Here is a 16,678-nt window from a genome sequence, read left to right on the forward strand (position 1 = left end):
AGTATCCCCATGGAAGTTTCGGTCGGGCGCGACGGCGCCTCGAATACCGCAAATACGGCGCAAACCGAGCGATCGAGCAAACGTATCGACGTCAAGGTCATTGCGGTGTCCACCGTCGGCAATGCGCTCGAATGGTTCGACTTCACCGTCTTCACCTTCTTCGCCGCGAACATCGCGCGTCAGTTCTTCCCCAGCGATAACCCCACCGCCGCACTGCTCGCGGCATGGACGACTTTCGGCGTCGGCTTTCTGACGCGTCCGCTCGGTGGCATCGTGCTCGGCGCTTACGCCGACAAACATGGACGAAAAGCCGCACTGCTCCTGACGATCACCGTCATGGCGCTCGGCGTCGCCGTCATCGCCTTCGCGCCGACCTACGCACAAATCGGCATGGCCGCTCCGGTGCTCATGCTCGTCGGTCGCTTCCTTCAGGGCTTCTCCGCAGGCGGCGAAGTGGGGAGTGCCACGGCATTCCTCGTCGAGCACGCACCGGTCGAGCGTCGTGGCGTGTATGGCAGCTTCCAGATGATCGCGCAGGCGTGCAGCATGCTGCTGGGTGCCATCGTGTCCGTCGGCATCACGCAAACCCTCACACCGGAACAGATCGACGCCTTCGGCTGGCGCATTCCGTTCGTCATCGGCCTGCTCATCGTGCCGGTCGGTCTCTACGTGCGCTCGCGTCTGGATGAGTCGCCGGTCTTCAAGGACGCCCGCAAACAAGACGCCGAAAAGCGCTCGCCGTTCATCGAGTCGGTCACGCAGCACTGGCGTCAGGTTCTGGCGGGCTTCGGCCTCACGGTGTACGGCACCATCGGCACGTACATCTTCTATTACTACATGCCGAGCTACGCGACGAAGTCGCTGGGCATCCCCTTCAAGAGCAGCGTGATCGCGTCGTTGTGCGCAGCCGTCGCCTACATCGTGGGGACGTTCGCCTCGGGCCGCATCTCCGACGCCATCGGCCGCAAGAAGCCGATGACGGCCTCCGCACTCATCAGCCTGATCATCGCGTACCCGCTGTTCCTCGCCGTCAGCCACGTGCCGACGCTCCCGATGCTGATCTTCGTGCAATGTTGCCTGATGCTCTCGCTCGGGCTGTTCCAGGGATCGTATTGCGCCTTCGTGTGCGAACTGTTCCCGTCGCGCGTGCGTGCCACGTCGATGGCCATCGGCTACAACTTTGCCGTGATGATCTTCGGCGGCTTCGCCGGTGCCATCGCAACGTTGCTCATCGGCTGGACGGGCGACAAGCTTGCCGTCGTCTACTACGGCCTCTTTGGCGCAGCCGTGGGCCTCGTCACGATCCTGATGCTCAAGGATCGCTCGCGGCAACCTCTGCTCTAAGACACCAAAAACCACGGTATCCGGCGGCCATTTCAATGGCTCGCCGGTGCACCACTGCACTGCCTCCCCAAACCTGCCCCTGTCCAATGCGCGCGACCTGCTGACAGCGTCGGCGAGCGTCGCGCCTTTCGGGGCATTCTCAAGAGACGACTCTCATGTCCATCATTCCGGAAATCGCCGAACGCTCGGCCGAACTGCAAGCTATCCGACGCGACATCCATGCCCACCCCGAACTGCGCTACGAAGAGGCGCGCACGTCGGACATCGTGGCGAAGCTGCTCGAATCGTGGGGCATCGAAGTCACGCGCGGGCTGGGTAGGACGGGCCTCGTCGGTGTGCTGCGAAACGGCACGGGCAAGAAAGTCATCGGTCTGCGCGCAGACATGGACGCGCTGCCGATTCAGGAACTCAACACGTTCGAACATGCGTCGCAGTACGCGGGCAAGATGCACGCCTGCGGTCACGATGGCCACACCGCTATGCTGCTCGGCGCAGCGCAGCATCTGGCCGCACATCGCAATTTCGACGGCACCATCATCTTCATCTTCCAACCGGCGGAAGAGGGCGGCGGTGGCGCGAAGGCGATGCTCGAAGACGGTTTGTTCGAGAAATTTCCGGTCGACGCGGTCTTTGCGCTGCACAACTGGCCCGGCCTCGCGGCGGGCAGCTTTGGTGCGCGTGTGGGCGCGACACAGGCATCGAGCAATGAATTCCGCATCGTCGTCAAAGGGACGGGCGCACACGCCGCCATGCCGCACGATGGCATCGATCCTGTCCTCACGGCGATGCAAATCGGCACCGGCCTGCAAAGCATCATGACGCGCAACAAGCGCCCCATCGACGCCGCCGTGCTCTCCATCACGCAGATGCAAGCAGGCGAAGCGATCAACGTCATTCCGAATACCGCGACGCTCGCGGGCACGGTGCGCACGTTCTCGCTCGAAGTACTCGACCTGGTCGAGAAGCGTATGCGCGAGTTCTGCGAATCGACGGCTGCGGCGTACGGTTGCACGGTCGAATTCTCGTTCCTGCGCAACTATCCGCCGACGGTCAACACCGCCACCGAGACACAGTTCGCACTCAACGTCATGAAGGAGATTGTGGGACGCGATCACGTCGTCGATCCTATCGATCCGACGATGGGCGCCGAAGATTTCTCGTTCTTCCTGCTGGAGCGTCCGGGCTGCTACGCCTACATCGGCAACGGGACCGGCGACCATCGTGCGCACGGTCACGGTCTCGGTCCGTGCATGCTGCACAACACGAGCTACGACTTCAACGACGATGTCCTCACGCTCGGCTCGACCTATTGGGTGCGCCTGACCGAAGCCTTCCTGGCGGAGTGAGACGCGATGACCCCGAGTCCGTTTTCCAGCAGCTATCTTCAGGCGCGCGAGCGTTTCGCGACAGCGGCCCGGCAGGCCGGTGTCGATGTGACGAGCCACGCCATTCCCGACATCGTCGGCCGTGAGGGTGAGACGCTCGCGACGGACGTCGTGCGTCTCGGCTCACCCGATGCGCGACGCTTGCTCATCCTCACCTCCGGCACGCACGGCGTGGAGGGATTTTGCGGCAGCGCTGCGCAGATCGCGCTGCTGGGCGACGAAGGGCTGAAGTCGCGTCTCGCAGCGGCGGACGTCGCCATTCTCGTCGTGCACGCGATCAATCCGTACGGCTTCTCGTGGCTGTCCCGCACGAACGAGGACAACGTCGATCTGAACCGCAACAGCATCGACTTCACGCAGACGCTGCCGGTCAACGCGGCTTATGCCGATCTGCATGATTTGCTCGTGCCGCCCGAGTGGCCGCCGTCCGACGACAACGTGCGGGCCATCGCCGACTACATCGCGACGCACGGCGAAGCGGCGTATCAGCGCGCGCTGACGATCGGACAGTACGCGTTCGCCGACGGACTGTTCTACGGGGGACGAGAACCCGTGTGGAGCACGCGGCTGATGCGCACGTTAATCGAGACGCACGGACAGCGTTGTGAAGCCATCGGCTGGATCGACTTCCATACGGGTCTCGGTCCGCCGGGGCATGGCGAAAAGATCTGCGTGGGCGGTCTCGACACCGCAGAGCTAGCACGCGCTCGCGCTTGGTGGGGTGCCGATCTGGCCAGCCCTATCGACGGCACGACCGTGGCGTCGAACGTCGGTGGCCCATTGCTCGACACGCTGCGCAACACGGCGAAGCACGCGCAAGTGACCGCCATCGCCATCGAATATGGCACGGTGCCGCTCATCGACATGCTGCACATGCTGCGGGCGGATTCGTGGTTGAGGCGTCACCCGGAAGCGACGGATGCACAAGCGTCGGCCATCCGCGCTTCGGTACTGGCGGCATTCTGCTTTGACGACGGCGTATGGCAGGGCCAGATTCTCGGGCAGGCACGCGTGGCCATCTTGCAGGCGGTGACGGGGTTGAGTCGTCAGGGCGCTACCGGTTAGGGCAAAATCGGGCGACAATAGCCCGCCCCTAACCGCACAAACGCTCATGGCATCTCACGTGAAGAAGTCTTTCGTCGGCCGGATTCGCGATCAACTCGATCAGCTCTCGCCGTCAGAGCGGCGTCTGGCCGAATTCGCGCTCGATCTGCCGGGCGATCTGGCGGGCTATTCGGCATCCGAGCTGGCCACACTGGCTCAGGTGTCGAATGCCACCGTCACGCGCTTCGTGCGACGTCTGGGCTATGAGTCGTTCGACGACGCGCGCAAACACGTGCGCTCCGAGCAACGCGCTGGCTCCCCGCTCGCGATGGCTGCGACCACCCACACAACCGAAGCGGTGGCCGACAACGTCGTCGGCGCGCATCGTCAACAAAGCCTCGCCAACATCGACGCGACCTACCGTCGTCTCTCGTCCAACGAGATCGAACAGATCGCCGCTGCCATCCTGTCGGCGCGCAAAGTCTGGGTCGTGGGCTTTCGCTCCAGCTTGCCGCTCGCGATGTATTTCCGCTGGCAGTTGCTGCAAATCGTCCCCAGCGCACAAGTCATCCCCGGCGCTGGCGAGACGCTCGGCGAGCATCTCGCAGGCATCGGCGCAGACGACATCGTGATCGTGTTCGCGCTGCGTCGTCGCGTTCGTCAGATGCCGACGATCGTCGCGCAACTCGCCAAGGCGTGCCCGAATCTCGTCTACATCACCGAGCGCAATGCCGCGACGAAGACGCCCGCAAAGTGGTCGTTGCAGTGCGACGTGCAAGGCCCCGGCGTGCTCGATAACCACACGGCGGTGATCGGCCTGTGCCACCTGATCGTCACGCAGGTGATGACGCTTGCAGGCAATCCGGGACGTCGTCACCTCGGCCTCGTGGAAGCGTTCCACGACGCACTCGACGAAATCTGACCCACCGCCGTCGTCCGACGGCGCTCCGCCTCAAACCTCCCCATCATTGGCATCTCCCGCCAAGGCCGACGCTCGTCCGCGTCGTCCGCATCGTCAGGCTAAACCCTGATATGAAAAATAATTTTCAAAAACAAATAATCTGAAAAAATATTAACCGAACAGGTTCATCAGAGGGCGAGGCAATTCGGTCGCATAGGCGCCAATCGTGGCGCAGGGAGTTTTACGATGGGCGCAGAAGTGGTCGTATCGTCGTCGGAACCCAGGTTGCAGCAGCTCGAACGGGCGCTCGACGACATTGGCGTGACGCCGTCACACAAGAAGATCCTCGCACTGATTCTGTTTGGGGTGCTGTTCGACGTCTTCGAGCAGAATGCCGTCGGCCTCGTCGGGCCGCTGCTGCGCGAGTACTGGGGGATTTCCGCCGCGCAGATTGGTTTTCTCAACACGTTGACGTTCGGTGCCGCTGCCATCGGCCGACTCGGTTCGGGCTACATCGCCGACCGCTTCGGGCGTCGCACGATGCTGAGCATCAACCTGATGCTGTTCACGCTCGGCGCACTGATCTGCGCGTTGGCGACGAACTACACGATGCTCGCCGCCGGACGCTTCATCGTCGGCTTCGGCCTCGGCGGCGAAATCTCGATTGCCGTCACCATGCTTGCGGAGTTCTGCTCGTCGCGCTTCCGTGGTGTGGCCGTGGGCGCGATCAACGTCGCGGGCGGTGGGCTGGGCAACATGCTCGCACCGGCGTTCGGGCTGGCGGTCTTCGCCTTCTTCCCCGGGCCGGATAGCTGGCGCTGGTTGTTCGGCTGCCTCGTGCTTCCGGCCTTCTTCGTGCTGCTCTATCGCCGCTTTATCCCGGAGACGCCGCGCTTTCTGCTCTCCAAAGGCCGCGTGGAAGAGGCCAACCGGGTGCTCAACATTCTCGCCTCCGGCAAGCTGGGCAAGTCCGCCGGTGGCGGCACGAAGCGTTACCTGAGTGAAGCGTCGAACGGCGCACACCGTGCGGAGAAAGTGCGGCTGAGCGAAGTGTTCGTCGGACCGCTGGCGCGTCGCACGGTGGCCGTCGGCATAGCAGTGTGCATGACCTATGGCGCCCAGATTTCGGTGCTCACGCTGATGCCGACGATTCTGATGGCGCAGGGCTACACGCTGAGCAAGAGCTTCGTGTTCACCATCGTGATGCAGTCGGGCAGTCTGCTCGGTGCGATCACGGCGTCGTACTTCGGCTTCCGCTTCCCGCGCAAACGCGTGCTGACGCTCGGCGCTATCGCCGCGTGCGTGATCGGTCTGTGCTTTGGGTTCTTGTCGAAGTCGCAGCCGCTGATTCTCGCGTTCGGTGCGGCTTTCCAGTTCTGCGTGCTGCTGCTCAATACGTCCATCTGGATCTACGCGCCGGAACTCTATCCCACACGAGTGCGAGCGTTCGGCACGGCGTTCATTCTGGCGCTGGGCACGTTGGCCGGTGCGGCGATGCCGCTGGTGGCGGGCCGTGTATTCGACCAGTACGGCATCGGCGGCATGTTCGGGATGATGGCCGCGATGTACGCCGTGTTCGCTATCGCACTGACCTTTGCGCCGGAGACGTTCGGCAAGCCCATTGACGGCCCCGACGCGCCGGGCGACAGCGATCCGCAAGCGGCAGATGACGCGTCTGCGTCGTCGTCCGCTTCCGCCCCATCCGCTTCGCATGCTTCCTGATTTCCTGATTCGCCGAGATTTCCATGACTCACATCCTGCTCATTAACCCCAACACGTCGACGGCGACGACGCAAATGATGGTCGACATCGCCCGCACGTATTTCGCCAGCGTGATGACATCGCCACCGACGGTCGTTGGTGCGACGGTCACACGCGGCGCGCCGATGATCGTCGACGAGCAGGACCTCGCGGTGGCAGCCGACGCCGTGAACGATCCGCAAATCGTCGCACTCGCGGCGCAGGCGGACGGTGTGATCGTCGGCGCGTTCGGCGACCCGGGCATCGAGGCGCTGCGCGCGCGTCTGGACGTGCCGGTGGTCGGGATCGGCTCCGCATCGGTGCGTGAAGCGGGCGAGGGCGGACGTCGTTTCGGCATCGCCACGACGACACCGCAACTGGCCGACTCGATCGCGTCGAACGTCCGCAAGCTGGGCCTCGCCGCGAGCTTCACGGGCGCGCGTTTCACGACCGGCGATCCACTTGCGCTCGGCGACGTGCCTGCGCAACTGGAAAGCAGCCTTGCCGGTGCCGTCGACGCATGCGTGCGGTTGGACGGCGCGCAAGCCGTCGTGATCGGTGGCGGCCCGTTGGGCGAGGCGGCACAGGCGCTCGGCGAGCGGTTTACCCTGCCGGTGATCGGTCCGGTTCCAGCGGCCTGCCGCGCACTGCTTCAGGCAATGCGTCTGGACGAAGCCGCCTGATTCAAATCCTCCAAAGTCGTCGTGCGTCGCAACGTCAACGGTCAATACAAAACAAAGCAGGAGAAGATATGAACCAACAGCCAACGTCGCGTACGAGCGACGGCACAAACGCGTTCGCCAATCCGCAGGACCGCATGCTCGATCCCATCTACCGAAAGATCATGTGGCGGATCATTCCGTTCATCTTCGTGCTGTGGATGCTCGCGTGGATCGACCGCGTGAACGTCGGCTTCGCGAAGCTGCAAATGCAGCAGGACCTCGGCTTCAGCGAGACGGTGTACGGCATTGGCGCTGGCATCTTCTTCCTTGGCTACTTCTTCCTGGAAATCCCGAGCAACTGGCTGTTGTTGCGCATTGGCGCGCGACGCACGCTCGCACGCATCACGTTGGGCTGGGGGACGATCTGCGTGCTCATGATGTTCACGCACTCGCCCGCGTACTTCTATGTCATGCGCTTTCTGCTCGGCGCGTTCGAAGCGGGTTTCCAGCCGGGCGTGCTGCTGTATCTGACGTTCTGGTTCCCGGCGCACCGACGCGCGAAGGCATTTGCGTGGTTCATCTCGGCATCGGCCGTGTCGTCTGTGGTGGGTGCTCCGCTCGCGGGCGCCATCCTGAACGGCATGCATGGCGTGAACGGCTGGGCGGCGTGGCAATGGCTGTTCCTGCTCGAAGGCGTGCCGACCGTCCTCGCGGGCGCGCTGGCAGTCTGGTTCCTCGTCGACAAGCCGGAGCAGGCCAGTTGGTTGTCGGAACACGAGAAGCGCTTGCTGCAAGCCGATCTGGACAACGACCGCAAGGGCGCGGGACAGCGGGAGCATAGCTTCATGCTCGCCGTGCGCAGCCCGAAGCTGTGGCTGCTTACCGGCATCTACTTCGGCATCGTGGCCGCGAACGCAACGCTCTCGTTCTTCGCGCCGACCATCGTGCGCGCGTTGGGGCCGACGAATCCGTTGCATATCGGGTTGCTCGTCGGTGTGATGTACGTCTTCGGCGCGATCTTCCAGATCGCCATCGGCTACAGCGCGGACAAGCGTCGCGAAGCGCGCATGCATTGTGCGATTCCGGTTTTCATCGGGGCGTGTGGGCTGGCGGGCGTTGGCGTGTTTGCCGGAAGCAACGGCGTGGCGGCGTTCCTGTGTCTTGTGATCGCCGTGTCCGGCACGATGGGTGCGATTCCGGTGTTCTGGCAGTTACCGAATGCCTATCTCGCGGGCGGTGCTGCCGCGATGGGCGTGGCGTTCATCAACTCGGTGGCGAACCTTGCCGGGTTCGGTTCACCGTATCTGCTGGGCATCGTGAAGGATGCGACGGGCAGCTTCAACGGCGGCCTCTGGATCGTGGCGGCGCTCGAAGCGTTCGTCGCCATCCTGATCTGGTGGCGGATGAATCGGCGTGAGCGAGTGCCGGGGGTGCCTGCGGCGGCGTGAATATTTGTATCGGAACGCTAAAGAAACACGCGTAGTTATCCGTAATGCTCTGTCAGGAGTAATTCTCGTTGGGTGAGAACTTCAGCGAGATTCCCCTCAAATGACAAAACGACAGATCAGATATTGGGATAACACGTGAAACTTAACGCTACGAAAGCGCTTGCGGGTTGGGTCAGGCTGGTGGGGGCATGCGTCGTCGCTGCCGGAATATTGTCGGCATGCGCACCGGCTGCGGTGGTGAACAAGGACAAACTGGCGTCGGTGAAGACCGTGGCAGTCGTCACGGCGGACAAGCCGGTGTACCGCGCCAATTCGGTCGACAGCGCGCGGATGATCGGTTTTACGCCGACGGACCTGATTGTGGCCGCGGTGGCTAACGTCGCGGGGGCCGTTGGAAACGCGAATCGGGAGAAGAACACAGCGAGCTTCGATGAACTTGTGACGCAGCGGGTCGGTGACACAGGGGTGAACCGCAAGGTGACGGACGGCGTGATCGACGTCTTCCGTCGCCAGGGCTATAACGTCGTGGAAATTTCCGCAGAGCAATTCAAGGCGGTTCGCGATGGCGCTGCGCCGGAGCAAAAAGTGGATGCGTATGTGCAATCGACGCTCGCAGAGAACTATTTCGCAGCGAGTTCTCTTGCCGCATTCATGCGGACCGTCAAATTGAGCGTGCAGATTCTCGGGCCGGATGCCAAGGACGTCATCTACTCGTCTTCGCATACCAAACTGCCGCACGATGCGCCGTACTACAACACGTACGCACGCATGGTGGAGGACCTCCCGACAGCGGTGCAGGGTCTCGATACCGCGCTGTTGACACAACTGCCGGAATTCGCAGCATCGTTTAAGTCGGCCCGCTGACCAACCGTTAGGCAGTGAAGGCGTCGCCCTGTTTCGGGCGACGCCTTTTTATTGGCGCCTGATTAGAACGCCCGCAGGAAAATCGCTTCGATTTCCGCTTGCTCAGCGCGACGCGGGTTGGTGAACCCGCAGGCGTCCTGCATTGCGTTGACAGCGAGCGTCGGGACGTCTTCCTTCTTCGCCCCGAGTTCGGCCAGCCCAGCCGGAATGCCGATGTCCTTCGACAACCGGCGAATCGCGGCGATGGCGACCTTCGCACCTTCCTCGTCGCTCAACCCTTCGACCTTTTCTCCCATCGCCTGCGCAATGTCTTTCAGACGTGCCGCGCTGGTGCTCGCATTGAACTCTTCCACGTGCGGCAGCAGCACAGCGTTGCACACGCCGTGCGGCAGATCGTAGAACCCGCCCAACTGGTGCGCCATCGCGTGCACGTAACCGAGCGATGCGTTGTTGAACGCCATGCCCGCCAGGAACTGTGCATACGCCATGTTCTCGCGCGCGGTCATGTCGTCGCCGTGCGACACCGCGCGACGCAGGTTCTGCGAGATCAGCGTGACGGCCTTCAACGCACACGCGTCGGTGATCGGTGTGGCCGCCGTCGACACGTAAGCTTCGGTGGCGTGCGTCAGTGCATCCATGCCGGTCGCGGCCGTCAGCCCCTTGGGCATCGCCGCCATCAGCGCCGGATCGTTGACGGACAACAACGGTGTGACGTTGCGGTCAACGATGGCCATCTTCACATGACGCTTTTCGTCCGTGATGATGCAAAAGCGCGTCATCTCGCTTGCGGTGCCCGCCGTCGTGTTGATCGCGACGAGCGGCAATTGCGGCTTCTTCGACTGATCGACGCCTTCATACTCCGAGATGTGACCGCCATTCGTCGCGCACAGCGCAATCCCCTTCGCGCAGTCATGCGGCGAGCCGCCACCCAGCGAAATCACGAAGTCGCACTGGTTCTGTTTAAGGATTGCCAGACCCGCTTCGACGTTGCTCACCGTGGGGTTCGGCTTGGCACCATCGAAGACGACGGCCTGAATGTCCTGCTGCGTCAGCAGCTTCGCCACTTTCTCGGCGACGCCCGCCTTCGCGAGACCGGCATCGGTCACGATCAGGGCGCGGCGGAAATGGTATTGGCGCAGGGCGGCAATCGCTTCGTCGAGACTGCCCACGCCCATCATGTTGACGGCGGGAATGAAGAAAGTCGTGCTCATCGTCATGCTCCTTATCTGTTCTGTGAGGGGTACGCCCCGCGCGCCAATGGCGCGACGGGGTGTCCAGAATCATCTTTTGCATGCATCAAAGACAGCATCGCACTCGCTGCGCGATGCGTCTTTGATCTACTGCAAGGTCACATACGACTAGAGGGATTGCTCAGAAGAAACCGAGCGGATTGACGTCGTAACTCACGAGCAAATTTTTCGTCTGCTGGTAGTGGTCGAGCATCATCTTGTGCGTCTCGCGGCCGATGCCGGACTTCTTGTAGCCGCCGAACGCCGCGTGGGCCGGGTAGAGGTGATAGCAGTTCGTCCACACACGCCCCGCCTGAATGCCACGGCCCATGCGATAGGCGCGATTGATGTCGCGCGTCCATACGCCAGCGCCCAGACCGAACTCCGTGTCGTTGGCGATGGCGAGGGCTTCGGCTTCGTTCTTAAAGGTCGTCACGCCGACCACCGGGCCGAAGATTTCTTCCTGGAACACGCGCATGCGGTTCTCGCCCTTGAGCAGGGTGGGCTGGATGTAGAAGCCCGACGCGAGCGGTCCGTCGAGCATCTCGATGCCGCCGCCCGTCAGTACCTGTGCACCTTCCTTACGCGCCAGATCGAGATACGTGAGGATCTTGTCGAACTGCTGTTGCGACGCCTGTGCGCCCACGGCCGTCTCGGTATCGAGCGGATCGCCGCGCTTGATGCGCTCGACCCGTTTCATCACCACCTCCATGAAGGGCTCGTAAATCGACTCCTGGACGAGCGCACGCGACGGACAGGTGCAGACCTCGCCCTGATTCAGGAAGCCCAGCACGAGGCCTTCTGCGGCCTTCTCGATGAACTCCGGCTCCCCATGCATGATGTCGTCGAAGAAGATGTTCGGCGACTTGCCGCCCAGCTCGACGGTGCTCGGAATCAGGTTGGCGGCGGCGCGCGTCAGGATGTGATTGCCGACGGGCGTCGAACCCGTAAAGGCGATCTTTGCGATGCGCTTGCTCGTCGCCAGCGCTTCACCCGCCTCCTTACCGAAGCCTTGCACGATGTTGAGGACGCCGGGCGGCAACAGATCGCCGACCAGTTCGGCAAACAGCGTGATCGTCAGCGGCGTTTGCTCGGCGGGCTTGAGCACCACGCAGTTGCCTGCCGCGAGCGCGGGAGCAAGCTTCCATGCCGCCATCAGCAACGGGAAATTCCACGGGATGATCTGACCGACCACGCCCAGCGGCTCATGGAAGTGATACGCGGCAGTGTGCTCGTCGATCTCGGCGGCGGTGCCTTCCTGCGCGCGGATGCAACCGGCGAAGTAACGGAAGTGATCGACGGCCAGCGGCAAGTCTGCGGCGAGCGTCTCGCGCACAGGTTTGCCGTTGTCCCACGTCTCCGCCACGGCGAAGCGCTCCAGTTGCGATTCCAGCCGGTCGGCGATCTGCAACAGAATGCGTGAGCGGGCCTGTACGGACGTCTTCCCCCACTTGGCCGCTGCCGCATGCGCTGCGTCGAGCGCCAGTTCGATGTCTGCGCCGTTCGAGCGGGGGAATTCGCCGATGACCGCACCGGTGACCGGCGATGTGTTGGTGAAGTACTGGCCCTCCACGGGTGGCACGAACCTGCCGCCGATGAAGTTCTCGTAACGCGGTTGTAGGGACAACAGGGCACCGGGCGTGCCGGGCGGGGCGTATTTCATGTTGTGTCTCCGGATATCGTTGTAGCGCGGACGTTGGCTGCGCAAGACGCTACTAAGCAAGTCGTGGGCCAGACATCCGAATCCGCGCAACGACGCGCCCTGGCGGCGAGCTGGACGGCGCGGTGTGTATCGATTCCGTGACACCTGTGTCCTGCGGTGTGGCACACGCTGTCTCAGGACTGTGACAGCGCCGTCAGCTTCAGAACCTGCGTCAATCGCTTTGCGTTTTCCGATTGATACAGCGCATTGCAATCGCTTCGCGCATAGGGGATGCTTCGTGAACGATACGAGATCATCAGATCATCCGGCACGGGGGAGACGACCAATGCCAGCCAGTACGGAAGCCGCACACGCACGCCGTGTGCTGAACGTCGCGCAGGGCCATTTGCCATCGGGCTCGGTGGCGACCGACCCGAACATCGCCAGTTCATGGCGGCGCTGTCTCGACACGCATGCGCTCGACCCGGGCGCCCGCATGGCACCGCGCGTGCTCGAATCCTCGCAATTGCGCGAACGCCGCAGCGCGATGGAGCGCTTGCGCAACGTCTCCATGCCGGTGCTGGAACGTCTGCAACGCCAGTTGATGAACCCGCGTCAGGCTGTGTTGCTCACGGCCCCGGACGGCGTGATCGTCGACTCGCGTCTGCATGACGGCACCCGCGACGACTTCCATCGCGCCGGGCTGTGGCCGGGCGCGGACTGGAGCGAATCGTGCGAGGGGACCAACGGTATCGGGACGTGTGCCGTAGAGCGCGCGCCCGTCATCATCTGTCAGCAGGACCACTTTCGCGCGCTGCATACGCCGCTCACTTGCACGGCAAGTCCGGTGTTCGCGCCGCAGGGTGAGCTGCTGGCGGTGATCGATGTGTCGTCCACCAGTACGGATCTCACGCGTCAGAGCCAGTTTCATACGCTGGCGCTCGTCAATCTGTCGGCGAAGGTCGTCGAGAGCGAGTATTTCTTTCAGCACTATCGCGACGAATGGCTGCTGCAATGGCAGGAGCAGGCCGACCATCTTGGCGGGTTCGCGCAGGCGTTGCTCGCGTTCGACGATGCGGGGCGCGTGCTCGCCGCCAATCAAAGCGCATTGAACTGTCTTGGGGTGACGCGCGACGCGCTGGTGGGCACGCGCGTCGACCAATGGTTCATGCAGACGCTCGACACCTTGCTCGCGCAGGCGCATCCGTCGCCGAGCACATGCTGGCCGCTGCACGCCAACACCGGCGCGAACGCCGGTGAGTCGTTGCTGGCGATGCTGCGCGCGCCTGCGCGTGCACTCCGGCGCGCGCCCAGTGTGTCGCGCCCTGTGCCGGAAGTTGTCACGGAGCCGTTCTCCGATCCCACGCTAGCGCGCGCGTTCTCAAGGGCGTGCCGCGTCTTCGCACACGACGTGCCTGTACTGATTCGCGGTGAAACGGGAAGCGGCAAAGAAGTGTTCGCTCGCGCGGTACACGCGGCGAGCGCACGTTCGGCCGGGCCGTTCGTCGCACTGAATTGCGCGGCGATTCCCGAGTCGCTGATTGAAAGCGAGTTGTTCGGCTACGTGGGCGGCAGCTTCACCGGTGCGCGCAAGGAAGGGATGACGGGCAAGCTGTGGCAGGCGAACGGCGGCACGTTATTCCTCGACGAGATCGGTGATATGCCGTTCGCGATGCAAACGCGTCTGCTCCGGGTGCTGGAGGACCGGATGGTGTCTCCGCTGGGCGGTGGCGAACCGGTGCCGCTCGACATTCGCGTGCTGAGTGCCACGCATCGCGATCTCTCCGAACGTATCGACGAACGTCTGTTTCGCGAGGATTTGTTCTATCGCCTGAGCGGACTCGAAGTCACGGTGCCACCGCTGCGCGAGCGCGAGGACAAGGCAGAGGTGATTCAGCGGCTATTTGCACAGGCGGAATCAATGGGCCATTGCCCCGCCATGCATGTGACGCCCACCGCGCTCGACCGGTTGTGCCATTACGCGTGGCCGGGGAATGTGCGTCAGTTGCGCAGCGTCATCCGCACGCTGGTGGCGCTCAGCGAGAACGGCGTCGTCACCGTTGACGATCTGCCGAACGAACTGCGCGAAGCGGACATCGCGATGGCGGATGCTTCAACATCCGATTCACCGGGCGACGGACTGTCCGAGGCACCGCTGGAGGCAGCGGAGCGTCAGGCGCTGCGTGCGGCACTCGACGCCTGTCAGGGACAGGTGAGCGCCGCAGCGCGACGGCTCGGCGTGAGCCGCAACACGCTGTATCGCAAGCTCAGGCGCTTCGGGTTGCTGCGCGGGTGACGTCGCGCAGCACGGCCTCGACGTCAACGCCCGCCCTCGCGAGCGTCACTTCATCGGAATCGGCGTTGCGCGATCTACCGGCACGGCCGTGACGCTGTTTTGCGGCGAGCCGTCGATGAGTTTGTCGGAGTAGGTGAGATAGACGAGCGTATTGCGTGCCTTGTCGACCATGCGCACGATGCGCAGCTTCTTGAAGAGGGGAGAAAGCCCTTCGGAGAAGACTTCTTCTTCCTTGGGGAGCGGGCCGGTGAAGGAGATCGGCCCGACCGGACGGCACGCAATCGATGCCTCCGACTTGTCCTCGGCGAGCCCGACCATGCCTTTGAGGCCGCCGGTCTTGGCGCGCGAGACGTAGCAGGTCACGCCTTTTACCTTGGGATCGTCGAACGCGTCGACGACGATCTTATGATCCGGCCCGAGGAACTTGAATGCGGTACTGACATCGCCGATCTTCTCGGCATGGGCCCAACTCGCGGCGAGCATCAGCGCCAGCGCGACTACTTTCTTCATGAGCGTGTGTCCCGTCAAAACTGCGGAAGCGGCGACGATCGCCAGCCATACGCGTTGCGGATTCTACTCGCGTCGCGTGACGGGCGGCCATCGCCGCTCCAGCCCTTACGGGAACCGCTCATACGCCGTCGTCGCGCGCCCTTGTATCGGACGGACGCGACGGGCATGGGGTCTTACCACTTGTCGTCCTGCGCGGGCGCTGCCTGAGCGCCAGCCGACGGCGTGGACTTCTTCGCAGCCTTCGGACCGGCCGATGCTACGGCCTGCGTCCCGGCTTGCGCCGCAGCCTGCTGCGACGCTTGTGCCGGATGTCCCGTCAACTCGCCGCGCACCTGAAGACCGGCAATCGGCAGCGAATCGAGGTTCAGACCGGGTCGCACGCTGTCCAGATGGCCGTACGACAGATTCTGCGTCACGCGCTCCACGATCAGTTCGCAGCACGGGTTCTCGGTGCGGCCGAGGCTTTGCCCCGTCTGCGGATCCTTGAACTCGTTGCCCATCGCCACGACCGCGTAACGGCCGCCTTCGCGCAGCGCCTGACCGCCCTGGCTGACGACGACATTGGTACCGTCGCGGGCGAGCACCGTGATCGGGAACGTCGATTGCAGAATCGCGCTCACGATCGCCTTGCTGGCCTGATCGGTCATCTCGGTGAGAATGCGCTGGCTGTCGACACCGTTGCTCAGCGTGGTCGGGGCCGTCGCAGGCATCGCGTTGCTCAGCGAACCGGCCGCCGTGACCTGACGCGTCGCCACGTTCACCATCTTCTGCGAGAGTGCCCAGCCGCCCGAATAGCTCACGAGCTGACGATCGCTCGTGCGCAGTTGGCGGGCCATGCGGGTGTAGTTGAACGCACTCACGCGCGCACTCCACACCAGATCCGCGCTGGCTGCCTGCGAGAGCTTCGTCAGTTCGGCGCTCGGGGCCTGACCGGACGCGATGATGTCCAGTTCATGCTCGATCTCCGGGCTCATCTCGCGATCGAGCACGGCGAAGCGTCCGGTCTGCACCAGCGCATCGCTCACGCGTTGACGCAGCACGGCCGCCACTTCGCTCGACGGCACGGCGATGTCGCCCATCGGCAGACGATCCTGCGTAAACAGCACCGGACCGACGACGACCTTCAGCTTCTGCATGTCGGCAGACGGCTTGAACTTCGCGATGTCGGCTTCGATGGTGGCCTTGAAGCGCTTGTTGAGCACGCCGGGTTCATCGAGGCTCAGCACGCGCAGGTGCTGAATCACACCGCCCGAACGCTGTGCGACGACTTCGGCAAAGGCATTCGCGCGCAGCGATGCCGAATCCTGACCGAGGCTGACGTCGAGGCCATACTTGGCGACGACGCTCTGGGCCTGCACGACCGCGCCGTTGACCTGCAACAGCGCGAGCTTCATGGCTTCCGTCGTGGCTTCGCCAGCGGTGTCGCCGAAGCCCGAGGCCGTCACCTTCTCGGTTTCGACCTTGCCTACATCCGGCACCGAAGCCGCGGCGGAGGGTGTCGAGGCAGGGGCCTGCGTCTGAGAATTGTCAGCCGCCTTTTCGGAGCAGCCCGCCATAAAAAAGAGGGCCACCAGGGCCCCCGTGAGCGATTTACGCATCATGTCGTTGTTATG

General features: G+C 63.4%; 13 protein-coding genes. 9 read left to right on the forward strand and 4 right to left on the reverse strand.

Annotated features, from left to right (window positions below):
• Window positions 1-9: 9 nt before the first annotated feature.
• The 8 genes from ACIQWO_RS24990 (at window position 10) to ACIQWO_RS25025 (ending at window position 9,388) form a co-directional block, all read left to right on the forward strand.
• The gene (locus ACIQWO_RS24990; protein WP_402829948.1) at window positions 10-1,344 is read left to right on the forward strand and encodes an MFS transporter; all 1,335 of its coding nucleotides are present in this window, start codon (window positions 10-12) and stop codon (window positions 1,342-1,344) included.
• A gap of 155 nt (window positions 1,345-1,499) precedes the next feature.
• Window positions 1,500-2,690 carry a M20 aminoacylase family protein gene (locus ACIQWO_RS24995; protein WP_402829950.1) on the forward strand — a complete coding sequence of 397 codons (1,191 nt, stop codon included), beginning with the start codon at window positions 1,500-1,502 and terminating at the stop codon, window positions 2,688-2,690.
• A gap of 6 nt (window positions 2,691-2,696) precedes the next feature.
• Window positions 2,697-3,794, forward strand: coding sequence for a M14 family metallopeptidase (locus ACIQWO_RS25000; RefSeq protein ID WP_402829952.1), 1,098 nt, complete (start codon window positions 2,697-2,699; stop codon window positions 3,792-3,794).
• Between the two features lie 58 nt (window positions 3,795-3,852).
• Window positions 3,853-4,695 (forward strand): MurR/RpiR family transcriptional regulator, encoded by an 843-nt coding sequence (locus tag ACIQWO_RS25005; RefSeq protein WP_402829954.1) that lies wholly within the window; start codon window positions 3,853-3,855, stop codon window positions 4,693-4,695.
• Between the two features lie 225 nt (window positions 4,696-4,920).
• Window positions 4,921-6,396 carry an MFS transporter gene (locus ACIQWO_RS25010; protein WP_402829957.1) on the forward strand — a complete coding sequence of 492 codons (1,476 nt, stop codon included), beginning with the start codon at window positions 4,921-4,923 and terminating at the stop codon, window positions 6,394-6,396.
• Window positions 6,397-6,419: 23 nt separating this feature from the next.
• Window positions 6,420-7,097 (forward strand): aspartate/glutamate racemase family protein, encoded by a 678-nt coding sequence (locus tag ACIQWO_RS25015; RefSeq protein ID WP_402829959.1) that lies wholly within the window; start codon window positions 6,420-6,422, stop codon window positions 7,095-7,097.
• A gap of 68 nt (window positions 7,098-7,165) precedes the next feature.
• Window positions 7,166-8,524 carry an MFS transporter gene (locus tag ACIQWO_RS25020; RefSeq protein ID WP_402829962.1) on the forward strand — a complete coding sequence of 453 codons (1,359 nt, stop codon included), beginning with the start codon at window positions 7,166-7,168 and terminating at the stop codon, window positions 8,522-8,524.
• Between the two features lie 135 nt (window positions 8,525-8,659).
• On the forward strand, window positions 8,660-9,388 hold the full coding sequence (locus tag ACIQWO_RS25025) for a hypothetical protein (protein WP_402829964.1): 729 nt from the start codon (window positions 8,660-8,662) through the stop codon (window positions 9,386-9,388).
• Window positions 9,389-9,450: 62 nt separating this feature from the next.
• Here the strand turns inward: ACIQWO_RS25025 and yiaY are convergent, their stop codons facing one another.
• Window positions 9,451-10,599, reverse strand: a complete 1,149-nt coding sequence (gene yiaY / locus ACIQWO_RS25030) for an L-threonine dehydrogenase (protein WP_402829966.1) — start codon at window positions 10,597-10,599, stop codon at window positions 9,451-9,453.
• Between the two features lie 160 nt (window positions 10,600-10,759).
• A complete protein-coding gene (locus ACIQWO_RS25035) occupies window positions 10,760-12,280 on the reverse strand; it encodes an aldehyde dehydrogenase family protein (RefSeq protein ID WP_402829969.1) in 1,521 nt (506 codons plus the stop codon).
• 325 nt (window positions 12,281-12,605) lie between these two features.
• On the opposite strand from ACIQWO_RS25035, the gene ACIQWO_RS25040 reads away from it, so the two are divergent.
• Window positions 12,606-14,555: a sigma-54-dependent Fis family transcriptional regulator gene (locus ACIQWO_RS25040; RefSeq protein WP_402829971.1), complete on the forward strand. Its 1,950-nt coding sequence runs from the start codon at window positions 12,606-12,608 to the stop codon at window positions 14,553-14,555.
• Between the two features lie 45 nt (window positions 14,556-14,600).
• Here the strand turns inward: ACIQWO_RS25040 and ACIQWO_RS25045 are convergent, their stop codons facing one another.
• Together ACIQWO_RS25045 and ACIQWO_RS25050 are read right to left on the reverse strand one after the other, a co-directional pair.
• Window positions 14,601-15,065, reverse strand: a complete 465-nt coding sequence (locus ACIQWO_RS25045; RefSeq protein WP_402829973.1) for a CreA family protein — start codon at window positions 15,063-15,065, stop codon at window positions 14,601-14,603.
• A gap of 173 nt (window positions 15,066-15,238) precedes the next feature.
• On the reverse strand, window positions 15,239-16,636 hold the full coding sequence (locus ACIQWO_RS25050) for a CsgG/HfaB family protein (RefSeq protein WP_402829978.1): 1,398 nt from the start codon (window positions 16,634-16,636) through the stop codon (window positions 15,239-15,241).
• Between the last annotated feature and the right edge of the window lie 42 nt (window positions 16,637-16,678).

Source organism: Pandoraea sp. NPDC090278, assembly GCF_044772185.1.
Classification (GTDB): Bacteria; Pseudomonadota; Gammaproteobacteria; order Burkholderiales; family Burkholderiaceae; genus Pandoraea.

Bases quoted from the DNA above. Each gene is read 5' to 3' on its own strand.
- ACIQWO_RS24990 (WP_402829948.1), top strand. From the start codon at position 10: ATGGAAGTTTCGGTCGGGCGCGACGGCGCCTCGAATACCGCAAATACG.
- ACIQWO_RS24995 (WP_402829950.1), top strand. From the start codon at position 1,500: ATGTCCATCATTCCGGAAATCGCCGAACGCTCGGCCGAACTGCAAGCT.
- ACIQWO_RS25000 (WP_402829952.1), top strand. From the start codon at position 2,697: ATGACCCCGAGTCCGTTTTCCAGCAGCTATCTTCAGGCGCGCGAGCGT.
- ACIQWO_RS25010 (WP_402829957.1), top strand. From the start codon at position 4,921: ATGGGCGCAGAAGTGGTCGTATCGTCGTCGGAACCCAGGTTGCAGCAG.
- ACIQWO_RS25015 (WP_402829959.1), top strand. From the start codon at position 6,420: ATGACTCACATCCTGCTCATTAACCCCAACACGTCGACGGCGACGACG.
- ACIQWO_RS25020 (WP_402829962.1), top strand. From the start codon at position 7,166: ATGAACCAACAGCCAACGTCGCGTACGAGCGACGGCACAAACGCGTTC.
- yiaY (WP_402829966.1), bottom strand. From the start codon at position 10,599: ATGAGCACGACTTTCTTCATTCCCGCCGTCAACATGATGGGCGTGGGC.
- ACIQWO_RS25035 (WP_402829969.1), bottom strand. From the start codon at position 12,280: ATGAAATACGCCCCGCCCGGCACGCCCGGTGCCCTGTTGTCCCTACAA.
- ACIQWO_RS25040 (WP_402829971.1), top strand. From the start codon at position 12,606: ATGCCAGCCAGTACGGAAGCCGCACACGCACGCCGTGTGCTGAACGTC.
- ACIQWO_RS25045 (WP_402829973.1), bottom strand. From the start codon at position 15,065: ATGAAGAAAGTAGTCGCGCTGGCGCTGATGCTCGCCGCGAGTTGGGCC.